Raw genomic sequence first — 22,240 nt, 5'->3', positions numbered from 1 at the left:
GCACTATCCAACAACCCCCTGAGCCCGCCCCTTGAAACACCTGGGCTGAATGCGACGCGTAGTGTTCCGTGATCCAGGGCTTACGTCCTTTCGTGCCATACGTTCCTAGGAGATACCCCGATGAAAACTCGCTTCCTCATTCCTTGCGGCCTGGCTTTGCTGACCTCCGCGGCCTTCGCCGATGGGTTTTATGGCGTCGGCCAAGTGACTCACTCGAGCAATTCGCTTTCCAAGAACTATTTCAATGGCGAACTTACCGACCGCGGAGCGACCGGGCTTTCCAGCAGCGAGAGCGGTTCCGGCAATCAGTGGCGCTTGCAGGGCGGATATCGATTCAATGAGTATCTGGCGGTAGAAGCGGGCTACATCGACTTTGGGAAAGCCGATTACAAGGCGAATTACGCCGGAGGTTCCGCCCGCGGTGACTTGAAAGCTGGCGGAATCGACGTGGCGGCCTTGGCCTCACTTCCGGTGACCGACAGGTTCTCGGTGTTCGGCAAGGCGGGGGCGGTTTTCGCTCACACCAAATCCAGCCTCTCCGCGAGCGGTCCTGCCAGCCTTGCCAGCGATAGCCAGTCGAGCAATGTCGTTCGCCCGCTGGTAGGAATAGGTGCAAACTACAAGCTCACACAGAACGTCGATCTGCGGGCGGACTTCGACCATGTCAGCGGACTTGGAAAATCTGGAAAGACCGGGAAAATGGACGTCAACATGGCGTCCATAGGCGTGGCCTACAATTTCTGAACGATCAACGCCAGATCCCGGACCCGCGGGTTTTCACCACGGGAGGCTTGAAAATGGAGGATCGATCAAAACACCGCTACGGTGCAGTCACTCAGGCCATTCACTGGGCGACCGCCATTCTGGTCGTCGCCGCTTTTACCTATGGCCTCGGGGGTTCCGAGCAGCGCGTCTATTCAGCCGCGAAGGATTTCCAGCGGCAATTGCATGAGACGCTCGGCATGTGCGTGTTCGCGCTTACAGTGATACGGCTACTGTGGCGCGTCGTTGACCGAGCCCCCGAGCCTGAGGAAATGCCGCGGTGGATGCGGATCGCCGCCAAATCTGTCCAAGGCGTTTTGTACCTGCTCCTTTTCGCAGTTCCTCTTACCGCGGTAATTGGAGCGTGGCTTGAAGGCCACCCTCTGACGTTTCTCGGCAACGTGACGCTGGCGCCTCTGTTGCCGGCGTCGCATGATGCCGGAGCGGTGCTCGCAAAGATTCATACCGTGCTGGGCGATGCCATTCTCTGGGTAGCCGGCTTGCACGCATTGGCGGCCATATACCACCATGTCATGTTGAAGGATCGCGTGCTTCTGACTATGCTACCGGCGTGGATATCCTCACATTCAAGATCTTGACTGGAATTGCAGGATCCCGACAAAGGGATTCTCTGCACGTATGGTGAAGAGTTGTTTCAGACGAAGAGGACATGATGACTCAAAGCCTGAATCAGTACTTGGGCCGAATCGTTCGCCTCAACCAACGAGTTTTCGAAGAGATCAAGCAACGGGCAAGCCGGCAGGGAGTCGCGCTTGAGAACTCTTTCCTGGTCGTTCAGGTCAATCGGAAAATCAATAAGCTCATCTGCTACGGAGCGCGTTTCCGGGTCGTTGTTTCTTCCGCGGATGTGGTACTCGTATAGATCAGCCAAATTTGGCGAACGTACCTCTCGACTCAAGGACGATCAGGTAGACCTATAACTCGGAGACGAGGCAACTCGACAGACCGTCGCAACTTGTCGCCCTGTCGACGGCATATCAAAACTACATATGATCGCCGAGTTCATCACGACGTACGGTTACCTGGCGGTACTGCTCGGAACGTTGCTTGAAGGCGAGACGATCTTGCTGGCCGCCGGTTTTGCCTGTCACCAGGGGCTTATGGATTGGCGCCTGGTCTTCTTGTTGGCTCTCTTTGGGGCCACACTGGGGGATCAAGGCGCCTTTCTGATCGGGCGATGGAAAGGAACCCAATTGCTAAGCCGCTTCCCATCGCTTGGCCGGACATTGCCGCGAGTGAATGCCTTGCTCGACCGATATCACACTCCCGTCATTCTGCTGCTCAGGTTCACGTACGGGATGCGTATCGCCGGCCCCGTGCTTTTGGGCATGAGTGAGTTGCCTCTACGTCGATTTGCTCTGCTCAACTTGATCGGGGCTGTTGTATGGGTGATGCTCGTCACCTTAGCTGGCTATCTTTTTGGGGCGACCATGGCGGTGCTGCTCTCCAACGTGCGGGAAGTTGAGGAGTTGCTGTTCGGGGGACTGCTCGTTCTCGGCGGCGGCTTTTGGCTGTTCCGGATGACGCGTGCGAAGCGATCGCGGAAAAACTAAAAATGACTACAGCATTCTATGAACTGGAATTCCTGATCCTGGTTTTTACTTCGCTACTGCTGCCTTGCGGGATCTACGCTCTTCTGTTGTTCAAGAAAACCATTTCCCACTGGACGGTACTTTTCCTGGCGCTCGTACTGATCGCTCTTTCGGGGATTGATCTCGTGCTGCTGCAGATGCTCACGGAGAAAGCCAAGGTATCCCTATCGACCTTAGACGATCGCTTCTTCGTAACAGAACTGTCGATGACGCTGTATATCTTGCCCGCTGTTTTCGCAGGCATCGGCATCAATCTCGTTTCGCATGTTTTGATCAGGCACTTGAATCGGGCAGAAAGCCGGTTCGACCATGACGTCCATGAAAAGCCGACGAGCTAGCCGCATCGAACGCGGCGATGAATCCGCACCCTGCCGTAACGTTCACGGAGCGCGATCGGAAGCGTCGCATCCCAAACATCGGGCAGCGGAAGCCAAAGCGGCTAGCGCAGAATCTTCTCCATCGTTTTTCCTTGCGCGAGTTCGTCGATGAGCTTGTCCAGATATCGGATTTGTTTCATCAACGGATCCTCGATCTCTTCAACGCGGATACCGCACACAACGCCTTTGATAAGCGAAGCATTGGGATGAATCGCCGGGGCTTGAGCAAGAAAAGTCTCGAACGTGTTTCGTTGCTCGATCTGCCTACCCAGGCCCGCTTGGTCATAGCCCGTCAGCCAGCGGATGATCTGATCAACTTCACCTTTCGTGCGATTTTTCCGTTCCGCCTTTTGAAGATATAGCGCATATATCTTCGAGAACTCGGTGGTGAAGATTCGAGGCTTGGGCATGCGTCGAGCTCCTGGGAGAGAGTGGACACCGCTTAAGACCGAAGCCAGCTCGACTGCCCATTAGTTGGTAAACCGGGCCGTCACGGCGACACTTGCATACGCTCGCCTACGCAGCAAGGTTGAGCTGCCACGACACGCCAAACCGGTCATTGACCCAACCGAACCGTGGACTGAATCCGTAGTTGTCGAGCGCCATGAGGATGCCACCGCCTTCCGCCAGCAAGCCAAAGATGCGGTCCAGCTCGCTAACCGAATCGAACTCGACAAACGTCGAGTTCGCGGGCGTAAAGGTAAAGTTGTGCCTGATCGGGCTGTCTGAGCACATGAATTCACGGCCGCAAAGTTTGAATACCGCCACCTTGATCGTGCCCGCCAGACCTGGCTCACCGTGCGCATAGCGCTCGATACGAACCACGCCGGAATCCGGGAACGTCGCCAGATAGAGGTCCAGCGCGGCCTGCGCCTTACCGTTCTGAAACATGAAGAAAGGTTTCGCTGTCGTCATAAAGCACCTCATGGAAAATTAGCTGCCGAGAAAAATGGAGCGTCAGAGGAGCCGAGGGCTGACCGAGAGAGAACAAGCGAGCACACTAAGTTCCCGGCAATGGATTGTCTCTGTAAGCTCCTTCTGGCGCTGTTTGCGGCGGGACCTGCGAAGTAGTCCACCACGACCGGACAGGCATTTTGTCAGCCCTCATCGGCCTTAGCGAAGTTGTGCTCCCGCCCCCCGGAGGCGCACTCGTGGAGGATTGCCTCTAGACTCCCTCGGCGAGGTACGAGCAAGCGGCGCGCCTACTATCGCCGCGGACAAGCATCCACTTCTGAAAGGAGTTCAACGCCGTGCTACTCACCCTCATTAGCGGTACGCCCGGGGCGGGCAAGACCTCCCTCGCCCGTTTTCTCGCATCGAGCGATCCGAACGGTGTCCATATCGAGTCGGATATCTTCTTTCGTTTCTTGGCCCACAGAGTCGATCCATCGCTTCCCGCAGCACATGGCCAGAATGTGACCGTAGTTCGCGCCTACGTGGCCGCCGCCGTCGAGTACTCGGCGCACGGATATTCGGTTTATTTGGACGGCGTGATTGGGCCGTGGATGTTGCCGCTGATTGTGTCGATGGCCCCGACGATCGAATACGTGCTGTTGCACGTTCCGCGAGACGTCGCTCTAGCCCGTACTCAAGAGCGCGCATCTCAGGCATCGGCGAAGCCGGAGGTCGTTGGCCGAATGCATGAGCAGTTCTCGCAGTTCCTGATTCCCTATCGAAAGCATGTCATCCAAACCCATGGAAAGAGTGTCGAAGAGGTAGCCGACGAGTTCCGGTCGGGAAGAACTGCCGGGGCCTACGTACTGCAGGACTCCTGAACGGCGACCCGGGCACGATTTTCGCCCCTTGTCTGTCCATCGATCTCGTTTCTCAACTCATCGTCGCCCATGAGCCGGTTTGGATCAGACCCCCTTTCCTTCTTTGAGACCGTCTACCGGGAAAAGGCACCGTGGGACATGGCCGGCCCGCAGCCGGCCATGGTCTCGCTGCTCGCGGAGTATCCACCCGACGGTCCGGTTCTCGATCTGGGCTGCGGTACCGGCGATCTTGCCATTCATCTGGCGACCAGCGGGGTTGAAACCATCGGTGTCGACTTCGTCGAGTTAGCCGTTAACCAGGCGCAAGCAAAAAAGGCCGCACTTCCTCCCGAGGTAGCCAGTCGCCTCGATTTCCATGTCGCCGATGCCCTTCACCCCTCGCTACTGCGGAAGACGTTTGGGGCTGTAGTGGATTCGGGCTTCTTCCATCTGTTCGATCCCGAGCAGTGCGAGACGTTGCTGGATGAACTCCCGAAAGTATTCCGCCAAGGCGGTCGGTACTATCTGCATGAGTTTGCCGTCACGTTTCCCGTTCCGAACGTTCCTCGTCAAGTGACCGAAGCGGAGTTGAGAGACCGCTTCACCGTTGATCAAGGCTGGCGAATCCTCACGGTTCGCAGCGGCGAGTTTCTGAGCCGGGTGGCGTCGGTCCCCGCAACGCTCGCCTGCGTCGAATATCTCGGCATGCCGGAATGAGCCATGCCTGATCCGGCGCCCCCTTGTCCCGGACGGACCCTGCAACCGCGTTCGGGCCGCCAACCTCCAGCTTTCGGGCAGTCTTCGCTGGAGCGGAAGCGTACGCTAGCCTGCGTCGCATCCGCGGTGGCGTTGGAAGTGCCGAGGTGCTCCCAACACACCGAGAGATCGCATTTGAAACACTCGCAGATTCCTGTTGAAGGCGGCAGTCTGCATGTCGTCGAGACGGAGGATGAACACGGCACGGCGGTGCTCTTTCTGCACGGCTGGCCGGAAGACTGGTCGGCGTGGAGTCAAGTCATGGAGCTGGCGACCGAGCACGTGCATGCGCTCGCGGTCGACCTCCCAGGAATCGGCGGCTCGCTAGTCTCCGCGCCGCCCGCGACCACGCACGATATGGCCGACATGCTGTTCGGCGTGATATCCAAGTTGGCGCCCAGGAAGCTGGCGATTGTCGGGCACGACATCGGCGGACAAGTCGCTTATGCCTATCTCATGCGACACGCGCACAAGCTTGATGCTTTGGCGATCATGAACGTGGCGGTTCCTGGAGTCCCGCCCTGGGAAGACGTGCTCCGCAATCCATCGATCTGGCACTTTGCCTTCCACGCCGTACCCGACCTTCCGGAGCTGCTTGTGCACGGCAAGGAAGGCCCGTACTTCGATTTCTTCTACGAGGCGCTTACGAAGCATCCAGACCGCATTTCATCGCAAGCCCACGCAACCTATGCTTCCGCCTACGCGAGACCCGAGGCTTTGCGTGCGGGATTCGGCTGGTATCGCGCCTTTCCTGAAGACGCGGCGCATAACAAAGCCCAGGCTGAAAGCAGCGCACCCATCGATACGCCGGTGCTCTACCTCCGCGGCCGCGCCGAAGGGGGCCATATCGCTGAGTATTTGTCGGGATTCCGTCATTCCGGGATTCGGAACATTCGCGGCGAACTCATTGACGATTGCGGACACTTTGCGCCCGAGGAACAGCCGGCCAAGGTGTGGAATGCGTTGCTTAGCTTCTTCGAAGAATCCGGAATCGTGCCGAAACGCGGGCGATCTTGAAGCGCTGATCGCAAGCGATTCCGACCACGCACACAGCCCGATCGACGGTGTACGCGAGGAGCCAAGCCGCAACCTCGAGTTGTTTCGAGTCAGTGACTGCACGGCGGCTTCTTGAACAAGCGAACCCCGAAGGCAGCGAGCGCAAAGAGCGTGGCGATCCCCGTTACAGCACCCCATCCCCATTGAGCCAGCATGGCGCTCCCCAAAGTGGCGCCCGCTGCCATGCCGACGAACATGCCGACAAACAGCACGGCGTTGAGACGGCTGCGAGCACCGGGGTCGATGCCATAGATGATCGTCTGATGCGCAATCAACGCGACCTGCACACCGAGATCGAACCCCACGGTGCCGATCCCGAGCAGCCAGAGCTGCGCCGCCGGAGAAAGGAACGGCCCGAAGCATAGGACGGCGAAGGAAAGCGCTGTGAGGCCCGTACCCAGGCGCGTCACCATCTCTGGCCCCCGCCGGTCGGCCAAGTGGCCCGCAAGAGGGGCTGCCAGGGCGCCGACCGCTCCCGCAAGACCGAAAGCCCCCGCCACGGCACTGCCCATGTGGAAAGGCTCGGCATGCAACATCACGGCCAGAGTGGACCAGAAGGCGCTGAAACCGACGGCCAGCAGACCTTGCGCCAGCGCTGCCCGGCGCAGCGCGGCATGCCGTCGCAGAAGATCGATGAGCGAACTCAGCAGGGCCCGATACGTCACGCGTGTCGTCGGCGCAAAGTGCGGCAGCCGGTACCAGACGGCTATCCCGATGGCGGCCACGCCGACTGCGGCAATGACGAACATGGTGCGCCAACCAAAGTGTTCGGCTACGAAGCCGCTCACGACACGGGAGAGCAATATGCCGAGGAGCAGCCCCGTCATCACCGTACCAACGACTCGTCCACGGCGGGTTTCATGGGCCAAGGTAGCGGCAGCCGGCACGATGTCTTGAGCCAGGGTGGCCGTCAGTCCGATCGCCAGACTGGCCCCGAGCAAGATATCGAGCGAAGGCGCAAACGCTGCCGCCAACAGAGACAAGACCAGCAGCGCGACCTTGATCAGAATGATGGTGCGGCGGTCATGACGGTCGCCCAATGGAGCGAGCAATAGAATGCCCAGGGCATATCCGAGTTGTGTCAGCGTGGGCACGAAGCCAATACTCAGATCGCTCACGCCGATGTCCGCCGCTAGAACCCCGAGCATCGGCTGGCTGTAGTAGAGAGAGGCCACCGATAAACCCGCACTCATGGCGAGGAGCAGCACCAAGCTCCGTGCGAGTTCGTGGTCTGCCGATGGGGCCAGCGGACGATCTTGTCCGGGGGATGTGCCCACATGCGCGCCGCCGGTTTGGCCATGCGAATTTTGAATGAATGCCATTTCCTTTTCCTCGGTGTGTTGCGACGGAATGGAGTCTGAACTTAGCCATCCCTAGGCGGTAGTACCGTCACCCGAAGAATTGATATACATTGAACGCATGACAAAGTCCGTAATTCACCCACCAAGCGGCTCGGCGAATAGGGCCTCATTCTCGGGTATTGGCGACCGAATGGAATTGATGCAAACGTTCGTTCGCATCGTGGAAGCCGGCAGTCTCTCGGCGGCGGCCGCCAACTTGGGCACCACACAACCTACCGTGAGTCGCCGCCTGCAAGCCCTGGAGCATTCCCTGGGATTGCGGCTGCTCAATCGCTCGACGCACTCCATGCGCCTCACGGCGGACGGAGAACGGTGCTACGAACGGGCCAAGGAGCTGTTGGCAAGCTGGGCCGCTTTTGAATCGGAACTCCGCGGGGTCGACGAGGAGCCTGAAGGCATCTTGAGGGTGGTGGCTCCCCACGCCTTCGGGCAGGAACGCTTGGTCAAGCCCTTGGCGGACTACCTGAAGCGTTATCCGAGGATGCACGTCGAGTGGCTGCTGCACGACGACAGCTCGGTTCAGGACTTCATCGCCGCCGGAATCGATTGTGCGATCCAGGTTGGCGAGATCACGGACTCGTCGCTTGTCGCCATCAAGCTGACGGAGGTGCCTCGTATTGCGGTGGCCGCCCCCTCAGTGCTGGAGGGGAACGGCCCGCCCGAACACGCGGCCGACCTGGCCGGCCTGCCTTGGCTCGCGTTGCGCACCTATTACCGCAACGAAGTCATCCTCCGCAACGTACGCAACGGCAAGCTGCAGCGCTTTTCAATTGCTCCTCGCATGAGCACCGACAGCCTCTACGCTCTACGCAGCGCGGCCTTGCAGGGTCTGGGCGCGGCCATCGGTTCAGCCTGGGTGCTTGCCGACGACTTGCGTGCGGGGCGCCTCGTCCACCTCGCGCCGGAATGGCAAGCAGCGCCGTTGCCGGTCAACCTCGTTTATCCCTATGCGCGCTTTTACCCGGCGAGGTTGCGCTATTTCATCGACATCATTCGGGCCGCAGGCCCCGGCGTGTTGGAGGCCTGATTCTCGGATGACTCATGGCTCGGCTTCAGCCTGTCGGTTGTCGGTTGTTTAGCTGAGAAGTGCCGTTTTCCACGCGTATCAACGTGAATTCTGACCAGGACATCCGCGCCGAGTACAACGACTCGATCTTGTTTGGTTTCTTTCCCCAACGCGAAATCAACATGCTGTAAGGCCTCGCACTTTGAAAAAAAAGAGCGCTGGAAGTGGTGGGCGCGTTGCGGAAAGGCCTTCATCACTTAACGCTTGGCTATACGCCGCCTTTCCATAAGTGTGCTGCAAATCCATTTAGAGTTCGGACCGTACCGGGCGTTGCTGTACACTTGCGGGCTCTTGCGACTCGACAAGAAAACGTCTGAGCAACAATTCAGGGAGCGCACAAATGGCCGCGAAAGAAGCCAAGGCCCGCATCAAGATCAACAAGCTTCTCGAAGAGTCCGGCTGGCGATTTTTCGATCAGGCCACGGGCAAAGCCAACATCGTTCTCGAACCCAAAGTCAAGCTGACCAAAGCCGTCGTCGATGCGCTCGGCGACAATTTCGAAGAAGCCCGCAATGGCTTCATCGACTTCCTGCTGCTCGACGAAAACAGTTTCCCGCTGCTGGTACTCGAAGCCAAATCGGAAGACAAGAACCCGCTGGTCGGCAAGGAGCAGGCACGCAAGTACGCCAAATCGCAGAACTGCCGTTTCGTCATCCTTTCCAACGGCAATCTGCATTACTTCTGGGATCTGGAACATGGCAACCCGCACATCATCACGCGCTTCCCTTCGCCGGACTCGATCAAGGGCTACCACCGCTTCCAGCCCAACCCGCAGAAACTTATCGCCGAGCAAATCAGCAAGGACTACATCGCCCTGACGCAGATGCCGGGTTATGCCGCAGAGGCCGGCTGGAACGCCCCTGCCGAGCGCAACGCCTTTATTCAGAAGAACCACCTGCGTTTCCTGCGCGACTACCAGAAACGCGCCATCGTGGCGATTCAGGATGCCGTCGCCGAAGGCCACAGCCGCTTTCTGTTCGAAATGGCCACCGGCACTGGCAAGACCCTGACGGCCGCTGCGGTCATCAAATTGTTCCTGCGCACCGGCAATGCCCGGCGCGTGCTGTTTCTGGTCGATCGGCTCGAGCTCGAAGATCAGGCTAAAAATGCATTCATTGCCCAGCTCAAGAACGATTACACCTCGGTGATCTACAAGGAACACCGTGACGAGTGGCGCAAGGCCGAGATCGTGGTGACCACCGTACAGTCGCTGCTATTCAACGACAAATACCGGCGCCTGTTTTCGCCGACCGACTTCGATCTGGTGATTTCCGACGAAGCGCACCGCTCCATCGGCGGCAATGCCCGCGCCGTATTCGAGTATTTCGTTGGCTACAAGCTGGGCCTGACCGCGACGCCGCGCGACTATCTCAAGAAGTTTGACAACAGTAAACCTACAACCCGCGACCCGCGCGAGGCCGAGCGACGCCTGCTGCTCGACACCTACCGCACCTTCGGTTGCGAATCCGGCCAGCCCACGTTCCGCTATTCCTTGCTCGATGGCGTGCGCGATGGCTACCTCATCAATCCGGTGGTGGTCGATGCCCGCACTGATATCACGACGCAACTCCTCTCCGATCAGGGCTACGCCGTCACCGTACCGCTGGCCGAGGGCGATGCGCAGGATAGCTTTTTCCAGAAAGACTTCGAGAAGCGATTCTTTTCCGAGGCGACCAATCGGCTCTTCTGTGCCACCCTCCTGAAGAATGCGTTGCGCGACCCCGTCAGTGGCGAACTGGGCAAATCCATCGTCTTCGCCGTCAGCCAGAACCACGCCGCCAAGCTGACCCAACTTTTGAATGAACTGGCGGATGCCCTTTGGCCCGGCAAGTACCAATCCGATTTCGCCGTACAGGTCACTTCCCTGATACCGGACGCGCAGCAGTACACGATCAACTTCACCAACAACAATCTGCTCGGCTCGGCCAACTTCATCGATACCTACAAGACCAGCAAGGCGCGCGTCTGCGTCACCGTCGGCATGATGACTACCGGCTACGACTGCCCGGACATCCTCAACCTCGGCCTGATGCGCCCGATCTTCTCCCCGTCGGACTTCGTGCAGATCAAGGGCCGTGGCACGCGCAAGCACGACTTCCTGGAACAATTGCTCGACAAGTCGCTGAAGGCCGAGTGGCTGGAGAACTCGGGCAAGCAGGAGAAGACGCAATACAAGCTGTTCGACTTTTTCGCCAACTGTGAGTACTTCGAAGAGAAGTTCGATTACGACGAGGTGCTGAAACTGCCGCGCCCCGGCGTAGGTGAAGGCACTGGAGAAGGTACGAGCGGCGGCACGACAGTCGGCCCGAACGGTGAATACATTCACGGCGGCGGCGATGCCCTCGCCCATATGGCCGAGGAACCCGTCGGTCCGCAGGGCATGAAAATCGACCGCATGTTCTTCGAGGGTTTCGAGAACACCGTCAAGGCCGATCCGGTCCTGCAGCAGCAGGTGGACAACGCGCAATGGGACCAGGCCATCGACTACGTCACGACGCACCTGCTCGACAAGCCGACCGAGTTCTACACGCTGGACAAGCTGCGTCGTGCGGCGGGCGTGGACCGTCGTCTCACCCTGCGCGAGATTTTGGAAAAAATCTTCGGCCTGATTCCCTACTTCAAGGGCAAGGATGAACTGCTCGAAGACGAGTTCCAGAAATTCCTGCTCGACCAGCCGCCAGAGGCCCTGAACAGCCATGCCGCCGCCATCGTCGCCATGAAATACTTCTTCAAGGCCTATGCCACCGATGGCCGCCTGCGCGACATCATCGAGAAGGGCAAGTTGACCGAACTCAACGTCAATCCCGCCTTCAACATGGCCGACTTCAAAGCCGTGCCCAAGGAATGGCGTGACCGCATCCCGGAGTACGTCAAGGACTACGTTCCGCTTAACCAGTTCATGTAGAGATGCAATGAAAAGAAGGACTTCCCCGCTTGTGCCAGAGACCGCCGATCTGACCATGGATCGCCTAGTCGATGCCATTTCGCAGACACACCGGTACTTTTCCATTCAGGCCGGCAAGGCGGTCAACGTCTCACTGACCCTGCGCAACTGGATGATGGGTTGCTTCATCCAGGAATACGAGCAATACGGCGCCGACCGCGCACAGTATGGCGAAGCGCTGCTGGCCCGGTTGGCGGAAGCCTTGGCGCAAAACGGCATGACGCAGGTTGCCGAACGGGATTTGCGCCGGTTCCGGCAGTTCTATCGGACCTATCCGGGAATTCGGCAGTCGCTGACTGCCGAATTGCAGCAGGCCCTTCCACCGTCACGAATTCGGCAGTCAGTGACTGCCGAATCGGACAACGCTGATCTGCTGGAGAAACTCTCCTTCACCCATTTCGTCGAACTGATCCAGATCGACGACGCCGAGAAGCGCGCGTTCTACGAAGCCGAATGCACGCGCGGCGTTTGGTCGGTGCGCGAACTCAAGCGCCAGATCGCCAGCCTCTACTACGAACGCAGCGCGCTTTCCCGCGACAAGAAGAAGCTGGCGGCGCAAACCCAATCCGCCGTATCGCCCGCCCCGGCCTTCCCTATCCGCGATCCCTACGTCTTTGAATTCCTCGGACTCAAGCCGCAGGAAGTGATGGGCGAATCGCAACTCGAAGACCAGTTGCTCGATCACCTGCAGAATTTCCTGCTCGAACTCGGCCACGGCTTCTGTTTCGAAGCACGGCAAAAGCGCCTGCTGATCGGCGAAACGCACGGCTTCGTCGATCTCGTCTTTTACCACCGCATTCTCAAATGCCATGTATTGGTCGAGCTCAAGCTGCAAGCCTTCAGCCACGAAGCCGTCGGCCAGCTCAACACCTACGTCACCTGGTACGCCCGCCACATGATGAGCGAAGGCGACAACCCGCCCATCGGCATCCTGTTGTGCACCGAAAAAGACCATGCCCTTGTCGACTACGCCATGGCCGGCATGGACAACCAGCTATTCGTTTCCCGCTATCAACTCGAACTGCCGAGCAAGGAAGTGTTGCAACGCTTCCTCGAAGACCATCTGAAAGACGCCTGACCCCATGCTCGACACTGAAACAAAACGCCGCATCGACGCCTGCCGTGACATCCTCGTCGGCAAAGTACCCGACCCGAAATCCCAGGTTGAACAGATCACCATCGCCCTGATCTACAAGTTCATGGACGACATGGACGCCGAAGCGGAAGAACTCGGCGGCAAACGCAGCTTCTTTGCCGGCGAATACGCCAAGTATGGCTGGGCCAAGTTGATGGCCCCCAGCCTCGGCGGCCACGATGTGCTGAACCTGTATTCCGAAGCCATCGGCAAGATGACCGAGAACCCCGGCATCCCGCCCCTCTTCCGCGACATCTTCAAGAACGCCTATCTGCCCTACCGCGACCCGGAGACATTGCGCAGCTTCCTCAAGGAAATCGACACCTTCACCTACGACCACTCCGAACGTCTGGGCGATGCATTCGAATACCTGCTCTCGGTGCTCGGCAGCCAGGGCGACGCCGGCCAGTTCCGCACGCCGCGCCACATCATCGACTTCATGGTCGAGGTCATCAATCCACAGAAGCACGAGAGCATTCTCGACCCGGCCTGCGGCACGGCGGGCTTCCTGATCTCGGCCTGGAAACACATCCTCAAACAGAATTCCTCCCCTCGCCCTCAGGGAGAGGGGCCAGGGGCGAGGGTGGGGGACCAACTCACGCCGGACCAACGCCAGCACCTCGCCGCCAACATCCACGGCTACGACATCTCGCCCGACATGGTGCGTCTGTCGCTGGTCAACATGTACCTGCACGGCTTCACCGACCCGCACATCGTCGAATACGACACGCTGACCAGCGAAGAGAAGTGGAACGAGACGGCGGACGTCATTCTCGCCAATCCGCCTTTCATGTCGCCAAAGGGCGGCATCAAACCGCACAAGCGCTTTTCCATCCAGGCCAAGCGCAGCGAAGTGCTCTTCGTCGATTATATGGCCGAGCATCTGTCGCCCACCGGCCGCGCCGCCATCATCGTGCCCGAAGGCGTCATCTTCCAGAGCCAGACCGCCTACAAGCAACTGCGTGAACTGCTGGTGAAGACCTCGCTGGTGGCCGTCGTCTCGCTGCCCGCCGGCTGCTTCAACCCCTATTCCGGTGTCAAGACCTCCATCCTCATCCTCGACAAGTCCGTCGCCCGCCGCAGCAACACCATCGCCTTCTTCAAGGTCGAAAACGACGGCTTCGGCCTCGGCGCCCAGCGCCGCGCCATCGACAAGAACGACCTGCCGCAGGTGAAGGCTGAACTCGCCCAATACCTTCAGGCGCTGCGTAGCGGTAAGCCGGTCGATGAACTCCAGCCGACTTGCGGACTGATCGTGGCAAAGGAGAAGATTGTCGCGAATGGCGAGTACAACCTGAGTGGGGAGCGGTATCGGGATGGAATTTCCCGATCATCGAACTATCCGACGGTACCCATTGGCGACATCTGCGAACTCTTCAACGGTCGTGCGTTCAAGCCGGAGGAATGGGAGGACGCAGGCAGTGGAGGAGTTCCGATAGTCAGGATTCAAAACCTGAACAACGCGGATAGTTCGTTCAATTACTTCACTGGCGAAGTTAGCGAGAGGAACACCATCAACAACGGTGAGCTCTTGTTCTCTTGGTCTGGTTCACGCGGTACGTCCTTTGGCGCTCATATTTGGAAGGGCCAAAAGGCGGTGCTCAATCAGCACATATTCAAGGTCGGCTTCGATGAGTCCCGCGCGACAAAGATGTATTTGCTCCACGCTCTCAACAAAGCGGTCACCGAGGTTGAAGAAAACCTCCACGGCGGAGTTGGCCTAGTTCACATAACCAAGGGCAATCTTGAGAAGATAGAAATCCCCCTGCCACCGCTGGAGGTGCAGATGGAGATCGTGGCGAAGATCGAGGGCTACCAGAAAGTCATCAACGGCGCCCGCGCCGTCCTCGACAACTATCGCCCCCAAATTCACATCCACCCCGAGTGGCCGAAACGCAATCTCGGCGGCCTCGCAAAGAACCTAGATTCACGTCGCGTTCCAATCACGAAAGGTGACCGCAAAGCAGGGCTGTTTCCCTACTACGGAGCGTCAGGAATCGTCGACTACGTCGCTGATTTCATCTTCGATGAAGACATCCTCCTCATTTCAGAAGATGGCGCAAACCTGCTCGCTCGCTCAACGCCGATTGCGTTTTCAGTCTCAGGAAAATGCTGGGTAAACAACCACGCTCATGTATTGAAGTTCGCGCAACCGGCAACCCAGAAATTTGTAGAGGTCTACCTAAACTCAATTTCTATCGAGGAGTTCGTTACCGGCGCAGCACAGCCAAAACTTAACCAGGATGCGCTGAGCAGGATTCCCATTCCGATCCCGGATGACCTTGCCACTCAGCAAGCCATCGTCGCCGAGATCGAAGCCGAGCAGAAACTGGTCGCCGCCAACCGCGAGCTGATCGCGCGCTTCGAGAAGAAGATCCAGGCCACGCTCGCCCGCGTCTGGGGCGAAGAAGAAGCGCCTGACGCCCCCGACGCCTGAGTTGGTTAAGAAGCCGCCGAACCCGGACTTCCTGCCGCTCTTCTTCCTGACGAAGGAGTAGGACGTAAGGTCACTGCAGCACTACCGTCGGCGGGTTCTGCGCAACTCTGCGTGCCAACGCCAACAGTCGGCGCTGGCGACATGGCGATCTAGACACGCTGGCCGCGCACTCCGGTGACTCGGCCCGCCCATTCGCCATCGATGGGCATTCGGCCTTCGAGGCCGAGTTCGGTGAAAAACGCAATGGCGGCCCCCAGGTCTTCCACCACGATGCCAACGTTGTCCATTCGCTTGACTGTCATGATTTCTCCTTACTGCTTTGCCAGGTAGTACGCAACCAGAGCATTGGCATGTCCATGGCCCAGCCCGTGCTCGGACTTGAGCAGGTTTACCAGCTCCATGTGCTTTCGTTTCCCGGCCTCTCGCAGAATCTCGAACCAATGCTCGACGGGCTGGCCATACTTCTTCTCTATTGACGGAAAGTAGGATGCTGGTCCCTTCATCTTTTCAGTCGATTCCACCATTGATCTCCTAAAACGCAACGAATGAGGCGTTACAGAACACGGCATGCGGCCGACCTGCTACGCCAGGCTACTGAAACGGCAAGGCCGCTTCACCCTCACGACGAACAAGCGAGTTCGTTTTCGACAACGGTTTAGATCTTTGCTACACAGATTTCAGGCTTCGACCGTCTTCAGAGTTAAACCAGCAGTAGCTGGCGTATAGCTACCTGAATTTGGGCGGAGACCGAACGTCAGAAAAAAACGTCCGGTTTGCCAAGGACCGGGCCGAGCAATTTTCTATTCTGATAGTGTCCCGCCACCGCATCACCTACTCATCGAACGGAGGGCTCGGGTCGATCGGTCGGCTTGCCATCCATTTCATTCGCATGCCGCTGACCTAATATACAAGTCATACGACCGACGGTTTCGGTCAAGCCCGGACCCCGCGATGACAACGCGGGTGCGTTACCCGATCCCTAAACCATGGGAGGTGTTGTTATGCGCCCATTGAAACTCAGCAAGGCTTTTACTCTGATGGAGTCCGGCCCCGTTATCCTGGTGACGACCGGTGACGGAGTACGCAACAACATCATGACGATTTCCTGGTCGATGGTCGTCGACTTCAGTCCCGTATTTGCGATCACCACAGGTGCGTGGAACTACTCCTTCGCTGCGTTACGCAAGCACAAGGAATGCGTCATTGCCATTCCGACCGTCGATCTGCTGGATAAAGTCGTCGGGATAGGAACCTGTTCGGGAGCCGACACGGACAAGTTCGCGAAATTCAAATTCACCGCGGTGCCGGGCAAGGTGGTCAAAGCCCCCTTGATCAAGGAGTGCTTGGCCAACATCGAGTGCAAGGTGATCGACATCGTCAGGAAGCACAACATTGTCGTGCTCGACGGCGTCGCCGCTTACATCGATTCCACCCGGAAAGAAAAACGCACCATTCACGCCGTCGGCGACGGCACGTTCATTGTCGATGGGAGGAAGCTGGACCGGAGAACGATGATGGCCTCCAAGTTGCCAGCCGGCCTTTAGCATGGCGTGAGAAAGTCGACCTGCGAGGCAGAGCCCGTCTTTTACTTGTGGTTGCCCGGCTGGATGCGCTTCTGCCAATCGCGCTGTTGCGTCTTTCCTGCGTCATAGCCATCGGTCCAGCCCTGGCGATACTGCTCGTCGTTTGCGAATCGCCGCGTATCCTTTTTCAAGCTGTAGCCCAAACCACCGGCAGCGTTCTTCCCGCTCGAGACGCCCTCCTCGTACCCCTGGCTGTACGACGCGTCCATTCCGTTGTGTTCCATTTGTTCGTGCATGCTTCCAAAGCAGCCCGTTAACGCAAGGCAAAGCGCAGTCATCAAAACTACGGGAGCGCTCTTCATCATTTATCTCCGTTGGAATAAACGCACAAATCATAGTCGCGCACAAAAATGCCAAACGACTATTTCCTTCGGGAATCCTTAAAGCGTTACTCGCCTGCGACGGAAGAAGCCGCCAAATAAGCTTTGAGTGACAACTACACAGAGATCGCCGCGCGACGCCGGCCGCGTTGGCTGAGAGGCAGCGCTCTGGAGCACCCGCCTCGCCCCGTGCGCGTCGGGCATCAAGAAGCGTCGGTGCTGATCGCCTCCACCTTCTTCTTTGACGACCTAATTTTCCTTGCCTTGACAATACTTGCCCGGGCAAGTATATTCATCACCATACCGTCTCGCAAAGGAAATTTCCGTGGTACATGCTCCGAACAAACCAGTCTCCGCTTCTTCGTTTTGTGGCGAGCCGGACAGTCTCGGCATGCTCCTGCATTTCGTTCGCCAAGGTCTGATCAAGCATTTGGAGCAAGCCTTGGCGGAGCAGGATCTCGGACTCAATTTCACGCAGTACCGCGTGCTCAAGACGCTGGCCGGCGTACCGCAAATCAGCGCCTCGGAGCTGGCACGCCGCATAGAGCATGACCCGGGCGCCCTCACCCGGCTTCTCGATAAGATGCAGGAACGGGGGTTTCTCCACCGGCACCCTTGCCCCGAAGACCGCCGTTCCGTGGAAATTTCGCTCACCGATGCCGGCCGTGCGCTGGCCCGTCCCCTGCGCGCCATCTCCGACCGCTTGACCGAGTATGCGTTGAGCGAGCTGTCGGAGGAGGAAAAAACAACGCTAACGACGCTGCTCCAACGTGTTCGAGCAACGCTGGAAAAGTAAGGAAATGAATTACATGCCTAGGCAACTAATAACCCTAAAACTAGCGTGTCTATCTGGCGTCATCTTCCTGGCCGGGTGTGCCGACATGGGCGGATTGGCCCCGTTTGGCCAACTGCGCTCGGAACAAACGGTCGCCGCCACGGCAAGCCTGGCCGGCGTGAAGCCGGCGCCCTGGCCGACCAACGATTGGTGGCGAGGGCTAGGTGACGAGTCGCTGGATACGCTGATCCGCGAGGCGGTCAAGGAGAACCCGGATATGGCGGCCGCGGACGCACGCATGCGGTTGGCGGCGGCGCAAGCTGGTTCTGCCGAAGCGGCGCTCTATCCGACGCTCGACGCCAAGGCGAGCTTCCCCGGCACACCCTTCCCCGACGATTTCCCGAAGCCCTTCGCTGGTTACACGTCGGCCAAGCAGATCAACCTGACGGCCGGGTATGTGTTCGACCTCTGGGGCGGGCAACGGGCCGCCTGGGAAGCGGCGCTCGGCCAACAACGCGCGACCGAAGTCGACGGCGAGGCGGCGAGGCTCACGCTTTCCACACGCGTCGCACAGGCGTACAGCGACCTCGCGTACGCCTTCGCCTCGCACGACGTTGCGATTGCCGACCTGGATCGGGCGCAGAAGCTGCTCGACCTCACCCGCCAGCGCGTCGACGCCGGTATCGACAGCCTCGCCCTGCTGCGCCAGGCGGAGTCGACACAGGCCAGCGCCGAACAGAAAAAGGCCCAGACGGCGCAGCGGATCGAGTCGGTGCGCATGCAACTCGCGGCCTTGCTTGGTCAGGGACCAGATCGCGGCCTGACGATCGAGCGACCGCGCGCGCTCAACGCCGCCGAGCTCAGCGTACCGGAAAACCTGCCTGCCGAACTGCTCGGGCGGCGTCCCGACATCGTCGCCGCACGCTGGCGCGTCGAAGCGACCCGCCGCAACATCGACGCGGCCAAGGCGCAGTTTTTCCCCAACATCAACCTGACGGCCGTGTTCGGCGTCATGGCGCTAAAGGGTGCCGACCTGCTCGAATCGCGGAGCCGTTTCGGACTGGTGACGCCGGCCATCTCACTGCCGATCTTCGACGGCGGCCGCTTGCGTTCCAACCTTGCCGGCCGCGACGCGGACTACGACCTCGCCGTGGCGCAGTACAACAAAACCCTGATCGGCGCTTTCAACGAGGTGGCGGAGAACCTGAGTCAATTGCGTTCGCTGCAGACTCAATTGGCATCGCAACAGCGCGCGTTGAGCAGCGCGCAACAAGCGTGGGAACTCTCCACGCAGCGTTACCGCAACGGCGTCGGCGGCTACCTGGAAGTGCTGGTCCTGCAGCAAGCGCTGCATCAGGCCGAAGATCGTTTGGCGGAAATCCAGAACCGCCGGATCGACGCCTCGATCAATCTCGTGCGCGCCCTGGGCGGTGGCTACCGTGCGGATACGCCGATCGCCTTATCCGCCGCATCCGCCGACGTTCAAGCAACAACAAAGGAAAACTGACATGAGTGACAAGCACCCCGCAGAAACGAAGCCCACCGCCTCGCGCCGCAAGCAATGGCTGGTCGGGCTGGGCATGGGCCTCGCGCTCGCCACAGCCGGATCCGGCGCTTATTACTATCTGGTCGGCCGCTGGTTTGAGAGCACCGAGGACGCTTATGCCAACGGCAATGTCGTGCAAATTTCGGCTCAAATACCGGGCACGGTGGTCGCCATTCACGCCGACAACAATGGCCTCGTGAAGACGGGCCAGGTGCTCGCTGAACTCGACACCAGCGACGCCCGCGTCGCACTCGAACAGGCCGAAGCCAATCTCGCACGCACCGTGCGCCAGGTGCGCGGGCTCTATGCCAACGTCGGCAGTGTACGTGCCGAAGTGGAATCGCGCCGCGCCATGTTCGAACGCGCGCAGGCAGACTACGAGCGACGCAAGGGCCTGGCAGCGACCGGCGCCATCCCGGCCGAAGAACTCTCGCACGCTCGCGAGGCACTGGCGGCCGCCGAAAGCGCCTTGGCCGCCTCCGACCAGCAATTGGTGAGCAGCCACGCGATGGTGGACAACACCGCGTTGCTCACGCATCCGGACGTCAAGGCAACGGCTGCGGCGTTGCGCCGCGCGTATCTGGATTACTCACGCAGCCGATTGCTGGCTCCGATTTCCGGGCATGTCGCGCAACGCAGCGTGCAAGTCGGTCAGCGCGTCCAGGCGGGTGTACCGCTGATGGCGGTGGTACCGCTCGACCAGATCTGGGTCGACGCCAACTTCAAGGAAACCCAGCTTGGCCACATGCGCATCGGCCAACCGGTCACGCTGCATTCGGACCTCTATGGCTCCGACATCACCTACCACGGCAAGGTCGATGGCCTGGGCGTCGGAACGGGCAGCGCCTTCTCGTTGTTGCCGGCGCAAAACGCCACGGGCAACTGGATCAAGATCGTGCAGCGCGTGCCGGTACGTATCGCGCTCGACCCGAAGGAACTGGCCGAGCACCCGCTCAAGATTGGCCTCTCGATGCACGCTGAAGTCGACATGCACGATCAATCGGGCCCGACATTGGCGCAAACGAGCAGCGCGACCGCGCTGTTCTCGACAGATGTATATGCGGGCGAATTGAACGAAGCCGAGCAACGCATTGCACGCGTCATCGAGGAAAACGCCGGAGCGGGTAGTGTCTCGAAGGCCAAGCTCGCCACCGCACAAAACGGAAAGCACGGCTGATGACCGCGCAATTCCGGCCCGACAATCTGGGGCTGTGCACCACGGCGCTGGCGCTCGCGACCTTCATGCAGGTCCTCGACACGACGATCGCCAACGTGTCGCTGCCGACGATTGCCGGCAACCTGGGCGTCAGCACGGACCAGAGCACGTGGGTCATCACCGCCTTTGCCGTGAGCAACGCCATCGCCTTGCCACTGACCGGCTGGTTGACGCGGCGTTTCGGCGAGGTGCGCCTGTTTGTGGCGGCCACGTTGCTGTTCACAATCGCCTCATTTCTGTGCGGCATCGCCTTCAGCATGGGCAGCCTGGTCGGTTTCCGCGCCTTGCAGGGTTTCGTCGCCGGGCCGATGTATCCGATCACGCAGGCCTTGCTGATCTCCATCTACCCCCCGAACAAACGCTCGCAGGCGCTCGCGCTATTGGCCACAGTGACCGTCGTCGCTCCGATCGCCGGTCCGATTCTCGGCGGCTGGATCACCGACAACTACTCGTGGCCGTGGATCTTCTTCATCAACGTGCCGATCGGTATCTTCTCGTCCTTCACTGTCTGGCGCCTGATGCGTCACAAGCCGGCGACGTTGGAAAAGCCGCGCATGGATTACGTGGGTCTCATCACCCTGGTGATCGGCGTCGGCGCATTGCAGCTCGTTCTCGACAAGGGCAACGAGGAGGACTGGTTCAACTCCGATTTCATCGTCGCCACGGCGATCATCTCGGCCATCGCGCTGACGATCTTCCTGATCTGGGAGCTGACCGAAAAAGAACCCATCGTCAATCTGAAGCTCTTCCGCCATCGCAACTTCAGTGCAGGAACGCTGACTTTGATGCTCGCCTACGGCGGTTTCTTCTCGATCGGCCTGCTCGTACCCCAGTGGCTGCAGACGCAGTTGCACTACACCGCCGTCTGGTCCGGCTTGGCTTCGGCGCCGATCGGCCTGCTGCCGGTATTGCTGACGCCATTCGTCGGCAAGTATGCGGCCAAGTTCGATATGCGCATGCTGGCGTCGACGGCTTTCCTGATCATGGGACTGTCGAGCTTTTACCGCTCCGGATTCAATGCCGACATCGACTTCGCGCGGATCGCCTGGGTGCAACTCTTCCAGGGCCTCGGCATCGCGTTCTTCTTCATGCCGGTGCTGACCATCCTGCTTTCGGATCTGGAAGGGCACGAGATCGCCGCCGGCTCGGGGCTGGCGACGTTCCTGCGCACGCTGGGCGGCAGTTTTTCGGCGTCGTTTACCACTTACTTGTGGAGCCACCGCGCGGTGATTCACCACGCGCATCTCACCGAAGCCATTTCGCCCTACAGCCCGAGCACTCAGGCGGCCGTGCAGCAATTGGGCCAAGGGGATGCGCAACGTGCCGCGGCACTGCTCGATCGCATGATCACGCAGCAGGCTTACCAGATCTCGTTCAACGAAATCTGCCACGGGCTCGGCTATCTGTTCCTCTGCCTGATCCTTGTCCTGTGGCTCGCCAAGGCTCCGTTTCACAAGGCCGCCAAACCGCAGGCAGAAACGGCCGGCGCACATTGACCTCGCCTGGCGTCGCGCGGGGCACCTGAAACAGCCCCGCCGC

General features: G+C 59.5%; 23 protein-coding genes. 17 read left to right on the top strand and 6 right to left on the bottom strand.

Going from position 1 to position 22,240, the window contains the following annotated elements:
- Positions 1–120 precede the first annotated feature (120 nt).
- The 5 genes from NZ453_RS20675 to NZ453_RS20655 all read left to right on the top strand — a co-directional run bounded on the left by NZ453_RS20675 (position 121) and on the right by NZ453_RS20655 (position 2,713).
- A complete protein-coding gene (locus NZ453_RS20675) occupies positions 121–744 on the top strand; it encodes an outer membrane beta-barrel protein (RefSeq protein ID WP_263772838.1) in 624 nt (207 codons plus the stop codon).
- A gap of 53 nt (positions 745–797) precedes the next feature.
- Positions 798–1,361, top strand: a complete 564-nt coding sequence (locus NZ453_RS20670; protein ID WP_263772836.1) for a cytochrome b — start codon at positions 798–800, stop codon at positions 1,359–1,361.
- A 71-nt stretch (positions 1,362–1,432) separates the two neighbouring features.
- Positions 1,433–1,645: a hypothetical protein gene (locus NZ453_RS20665; protein WP_263772834.1), complete on the top strand. Its 213-nt coding sequence runs from the start codon at positions 1,433–1,435 to the stop codon at positions 1,643–1,645.
- 127 nt (positions 1,646–1,772) lie between these two features.
- A complete protein-coding gene (locus NZ453_RS20660) occupies positions 1,773–2,336 on the top strand; it encodes a DedA family protein (RefSeq protein WP_263772833.1) in 564 nt (187 codons plus the stop codon).
- A 2-nt stretch (positions 2,337–2,338) separates the two neighbouring features.
- Positions 2,339–2,713: a hypothetical protein gene (locus tag NZ453_RS20655; RefSeq protein ID WP_263772832.1), complete on the top strand. Its 375-nt coding sequence runs from the start codon at positions 2,339–2,341 to the stop codon at positions 2,711–2,713.
- Positions 2,714–2,814: 101 nt separating this feature from the next.
- Here NZ453_RS20655 and NZ453_RS20650 read toward each other — a convergent pair whose 3' ends face one another.
- The gene (locus NZ453_RS20650) at positions 2,815–3,162 is read right to left on the bottom strand and encodes a DUF2200 domain-containing protein (RefSeq protein WP_263772831.1); all 348 of its coding nucleotides are present in this window, start codon (positions 3,160–3,162) and stop codon (positions 2,815–2,817) included.
- Between the two features lie 106 nt (positions 3,163–3,268).
- A complete protein-coding gene (locus NZ453_RS20645; RefSeq protein WP_263772830.1) occupies positions 3,269–3,667 on the bottom strand; it encodes a VOC family protein in 399 nt (132 codons plus the stop codon).
- A gap of 335 nt (positions 3,668–4,002) precedes the next feature.
- On the opposite strand from NZ453_RS20645, the gene NZ453_RS20640 reads away from it, so the two are divergent.
- The 3 genes from NZ453_RS20640 (at position 4,003) to NZ453_RS20630 (ending at position 6,279) form a co-directional block, all read left to right on the top strand.
- Positions 4,003–4,527, top strand: a complete 525-nt coding sequence (locus NZ453_RS20640) for an ATP-binding protein (RefSeq protein WP_263772828.1) — start codon at positions 4,003–4,005, stop codon at positions 4,525–4,527.
- 69 nt (positions 4,528–4,596) lie between these two features.
- Entirely contained in the window at positions 4,597–5,223 is a 627-nt protein-coding gene (locus NZ453_RS20635) for a class I SAM-dependent methyltransferase (RefSeq protein ID WP_263772827.1), read from the top strand.
- Between the two features lie 174 nt (positions 5,224–5,397).
- Entirely contained in the window at positions 5,398–6,279 is an 882-nt protein-coding gene (locus NZ453_RS20630) for an alpha/beta fold hydrolase (protein ID WP_263772826.1), read from the top strand.
- A gap of 89 nt (positions 6,280–6,368) precedes the next feature.
- Here NZ453_RS20630 and NZ453_RS20625 read toward each other — a convergent pair whose 3' ends face one another.
- Positions 6,369–7,640 carry an MFS transporter gene (locus NZ453_RS20625; protein ID WP_263772825.1) on the bottom strand — a complete coding sequence of 424 codons (1,272 nt, stop codon included), beginning with the start codon at positions 7,638–7,640 and terminating at the stop codon, positions 6,369–6,371.
- 169 nt (positions 7,641–7,809) lie between these two features.
- On the opposite strand from NZ453_RS20625, the gene NZ453_RS20620 reads away from it, so the two are divergent.
- The 4 genes from NZ453_RS20620 to NZ453_RS20605 all read left to right on the top strand — a co-directional run bounded on the left by NZ453_RS20620 (position 7,810) and on the right by NZ453_RS20605 (position 15,261).
- Positions 7,810–8,706: a LysR family transcriptional regulator gene (locus NZ453_RS20620; RefSeq protein ID WP_263772824.1), complete on the top strand. Its 897-nt coding sequence runs from the start codon at positions 7,810–7,812 to the stop codon at positions 8,704–8,706.
- 379 nt (positions 8,707–9,085) lie between these two features.
- Positions 9,086–11,650 carry a DEAD/DEAH box helicase family protein gene (locus NZ453_RS20615; protein ID WP_263772823.1) on the top strand — a complete coding sequence of 855 codons (2,565 nt, stop codon included), beginning with the start codon at positions 9,086–9,088 and terminating at the stop codon, positions 11,648–11,650.
- Between the two features lie 7 nt (positions 11,651–11,657).
- Positions 11,658–12,767 carry a PDDEXK nuclease domain-containing protein gene (locus tag NZ453_RS20610; RefSeq protein WP_263772822.1) on the top strand — a complete coding sequence of 370 codons (1,110 nt, stop codon included), beginning with the start codon at positions 11,658–11,660 and terminating at the stop codon, positions 12,765–12,767.
- Between the two features lie 4 nt (positions 12,768–12,771).
- Positions 12,772–15,261 (top strand): N-6 DNA methylase, encoded by a 2,490-nt coding sequence (locus tag NZ453_RS20605; protein ID WP_263772821.1) that lies wholly within the window; start codon positions 12,772–12,774, stop codon positions 15,259–15,261.
- Positions 15,262–15,410: 149 nt separating this feature from the next.
- Here NZ453_RS20605 and NZ453_RS20600 read toward each other — a convergent pair whose 3' ends face one another.
- Positions 15,411–15,563, bottom strand: a complete 153-nt coding sequence (locus NZ453_RS20600; RefSeq protein ID WP_263772820.1) for a VOC family protein — start codon at positions 15,561–15,563, stop codon at positions 15,411–15,413.
- Positions 15,564–15,572: 9 nt separating this feature from the next.
- A complete protein-coding gene (locus tag NZ453_RS20595; protein ID WP_263772819.1) occupies positions 15,573–15,785 on the bottom strand; it encodes a DUF4287 domain-containing protein in 213 nt (70 codons plus the stop codon).
- 477 nt (positions 15,786–16,262) lie between these two features.
- Between NZ453_RS20595 and NZ453_RS20590 the strand changes: the two genes are divergently transcribed.
- On the top strand, positions 16,263–16,805 hold the full coding sequence (locus NZ453_RS20590) for a flavin reductase family protein (RefSeq protein ID WP_263772818.1): 543 nt from the start codon (positions 16,263–16,265) through the stop codon (positions 16,803–16,805).
- Between the two features lie 41 nt (positions 16,806–16,846).
- On the opposite strand, the gene NZ453_RS20585 is transcribed toward NZ453_RS20590, so the two are convergent.
- A complete protein-coding gene (locus NZ453_RS20585) occupies positions 16,847–17,068 on the bottom strand; it encodes a hypothetical protein (RefSeq protein ID WP_263772816.1) in 222 nt (73 codons plus the stop codon).
- 487 nt (positions 17,069–17,555) lie between these two features.
- Between NZ453_RS20585 and NZ453_RS20580 the strand changes: the two genes are divergently transcribed.
- From NZ453_RS20580 to NZ453_RS20565, 4 genes are read left to right on the top strand one after another with little or no spacing between them, the layout of a single operon-like run.
- On the top strand, positions 17,556–17,960 hold the full coding sequence (locus NZ453_RS20580; RefSeq protein WP_263772815.1) for a MarR family winged helix-turn-helix transcriptional regulator: 405 nt from the start codon (positions 17,556–17,558) through the stop codon (positions 17,958–17,960).
- Positions 17,961–17,973: 13 nt separating this feature from the next.
- Complete coding sequence (locus NZ453_RS20575) at positions 17,974–19,446, top strand: efflux transporter outer membrane subunit (RefSeq protein WP_263772814.1); 1,473 nt, start codon at positions 17,974–17,976, stop codon at positions 19,444–19,446.
- 1 nt (position 19,447) lies between these two features.
- Positions 19,448–20,662 carry an HlyD/EmrA/EmrK family protein gene (locus tag NZ453_RS20570; RefSeq protein WP_263772813.1) on the top strand — a complete coding sequence of 405 codons (1,215 nt, stop codon included), beginning with the start codon at positions 19,448–19,450 and terminating at the stop codon, positions 20,660–20,662.
- Positions 20,662–22,197 carry a DHA2 family efflux MFS transporter permease subunit gene (locus NZ453_RS20565; RefSeq protein WP_275983315.1) on the top strand — a complete coding sequence of 512 codons (1,536 nt, stop codon included), beginning with the start codon at positions 20,662–20,664 and terminating at the stop codon, positions 22,195–22,197. Before NZ453_RS20570 ends, NZ453_RS20565 begins: the two co-directional genes overlap by 1 nt.
- The last annotated feature ends 43 nt before the right edge of the window (positions 22,198–22,240 follow it).

Source organism: Propionivibrio soli, from assembly GCF_025770765.1.
Classification (GTDB): domain Bacteria; phylum Pseudomonadota; class Gammaproteobacteria; order Burkholderiales; family Rhodocyclaceae; genus Propionivibrio; species Propionivibrio soli.
The sequence above is the reverse complement of the archived record's forward strand: the minus strand, read 5'-3'. Positions and strand labels throughout refer to the sequence as shown.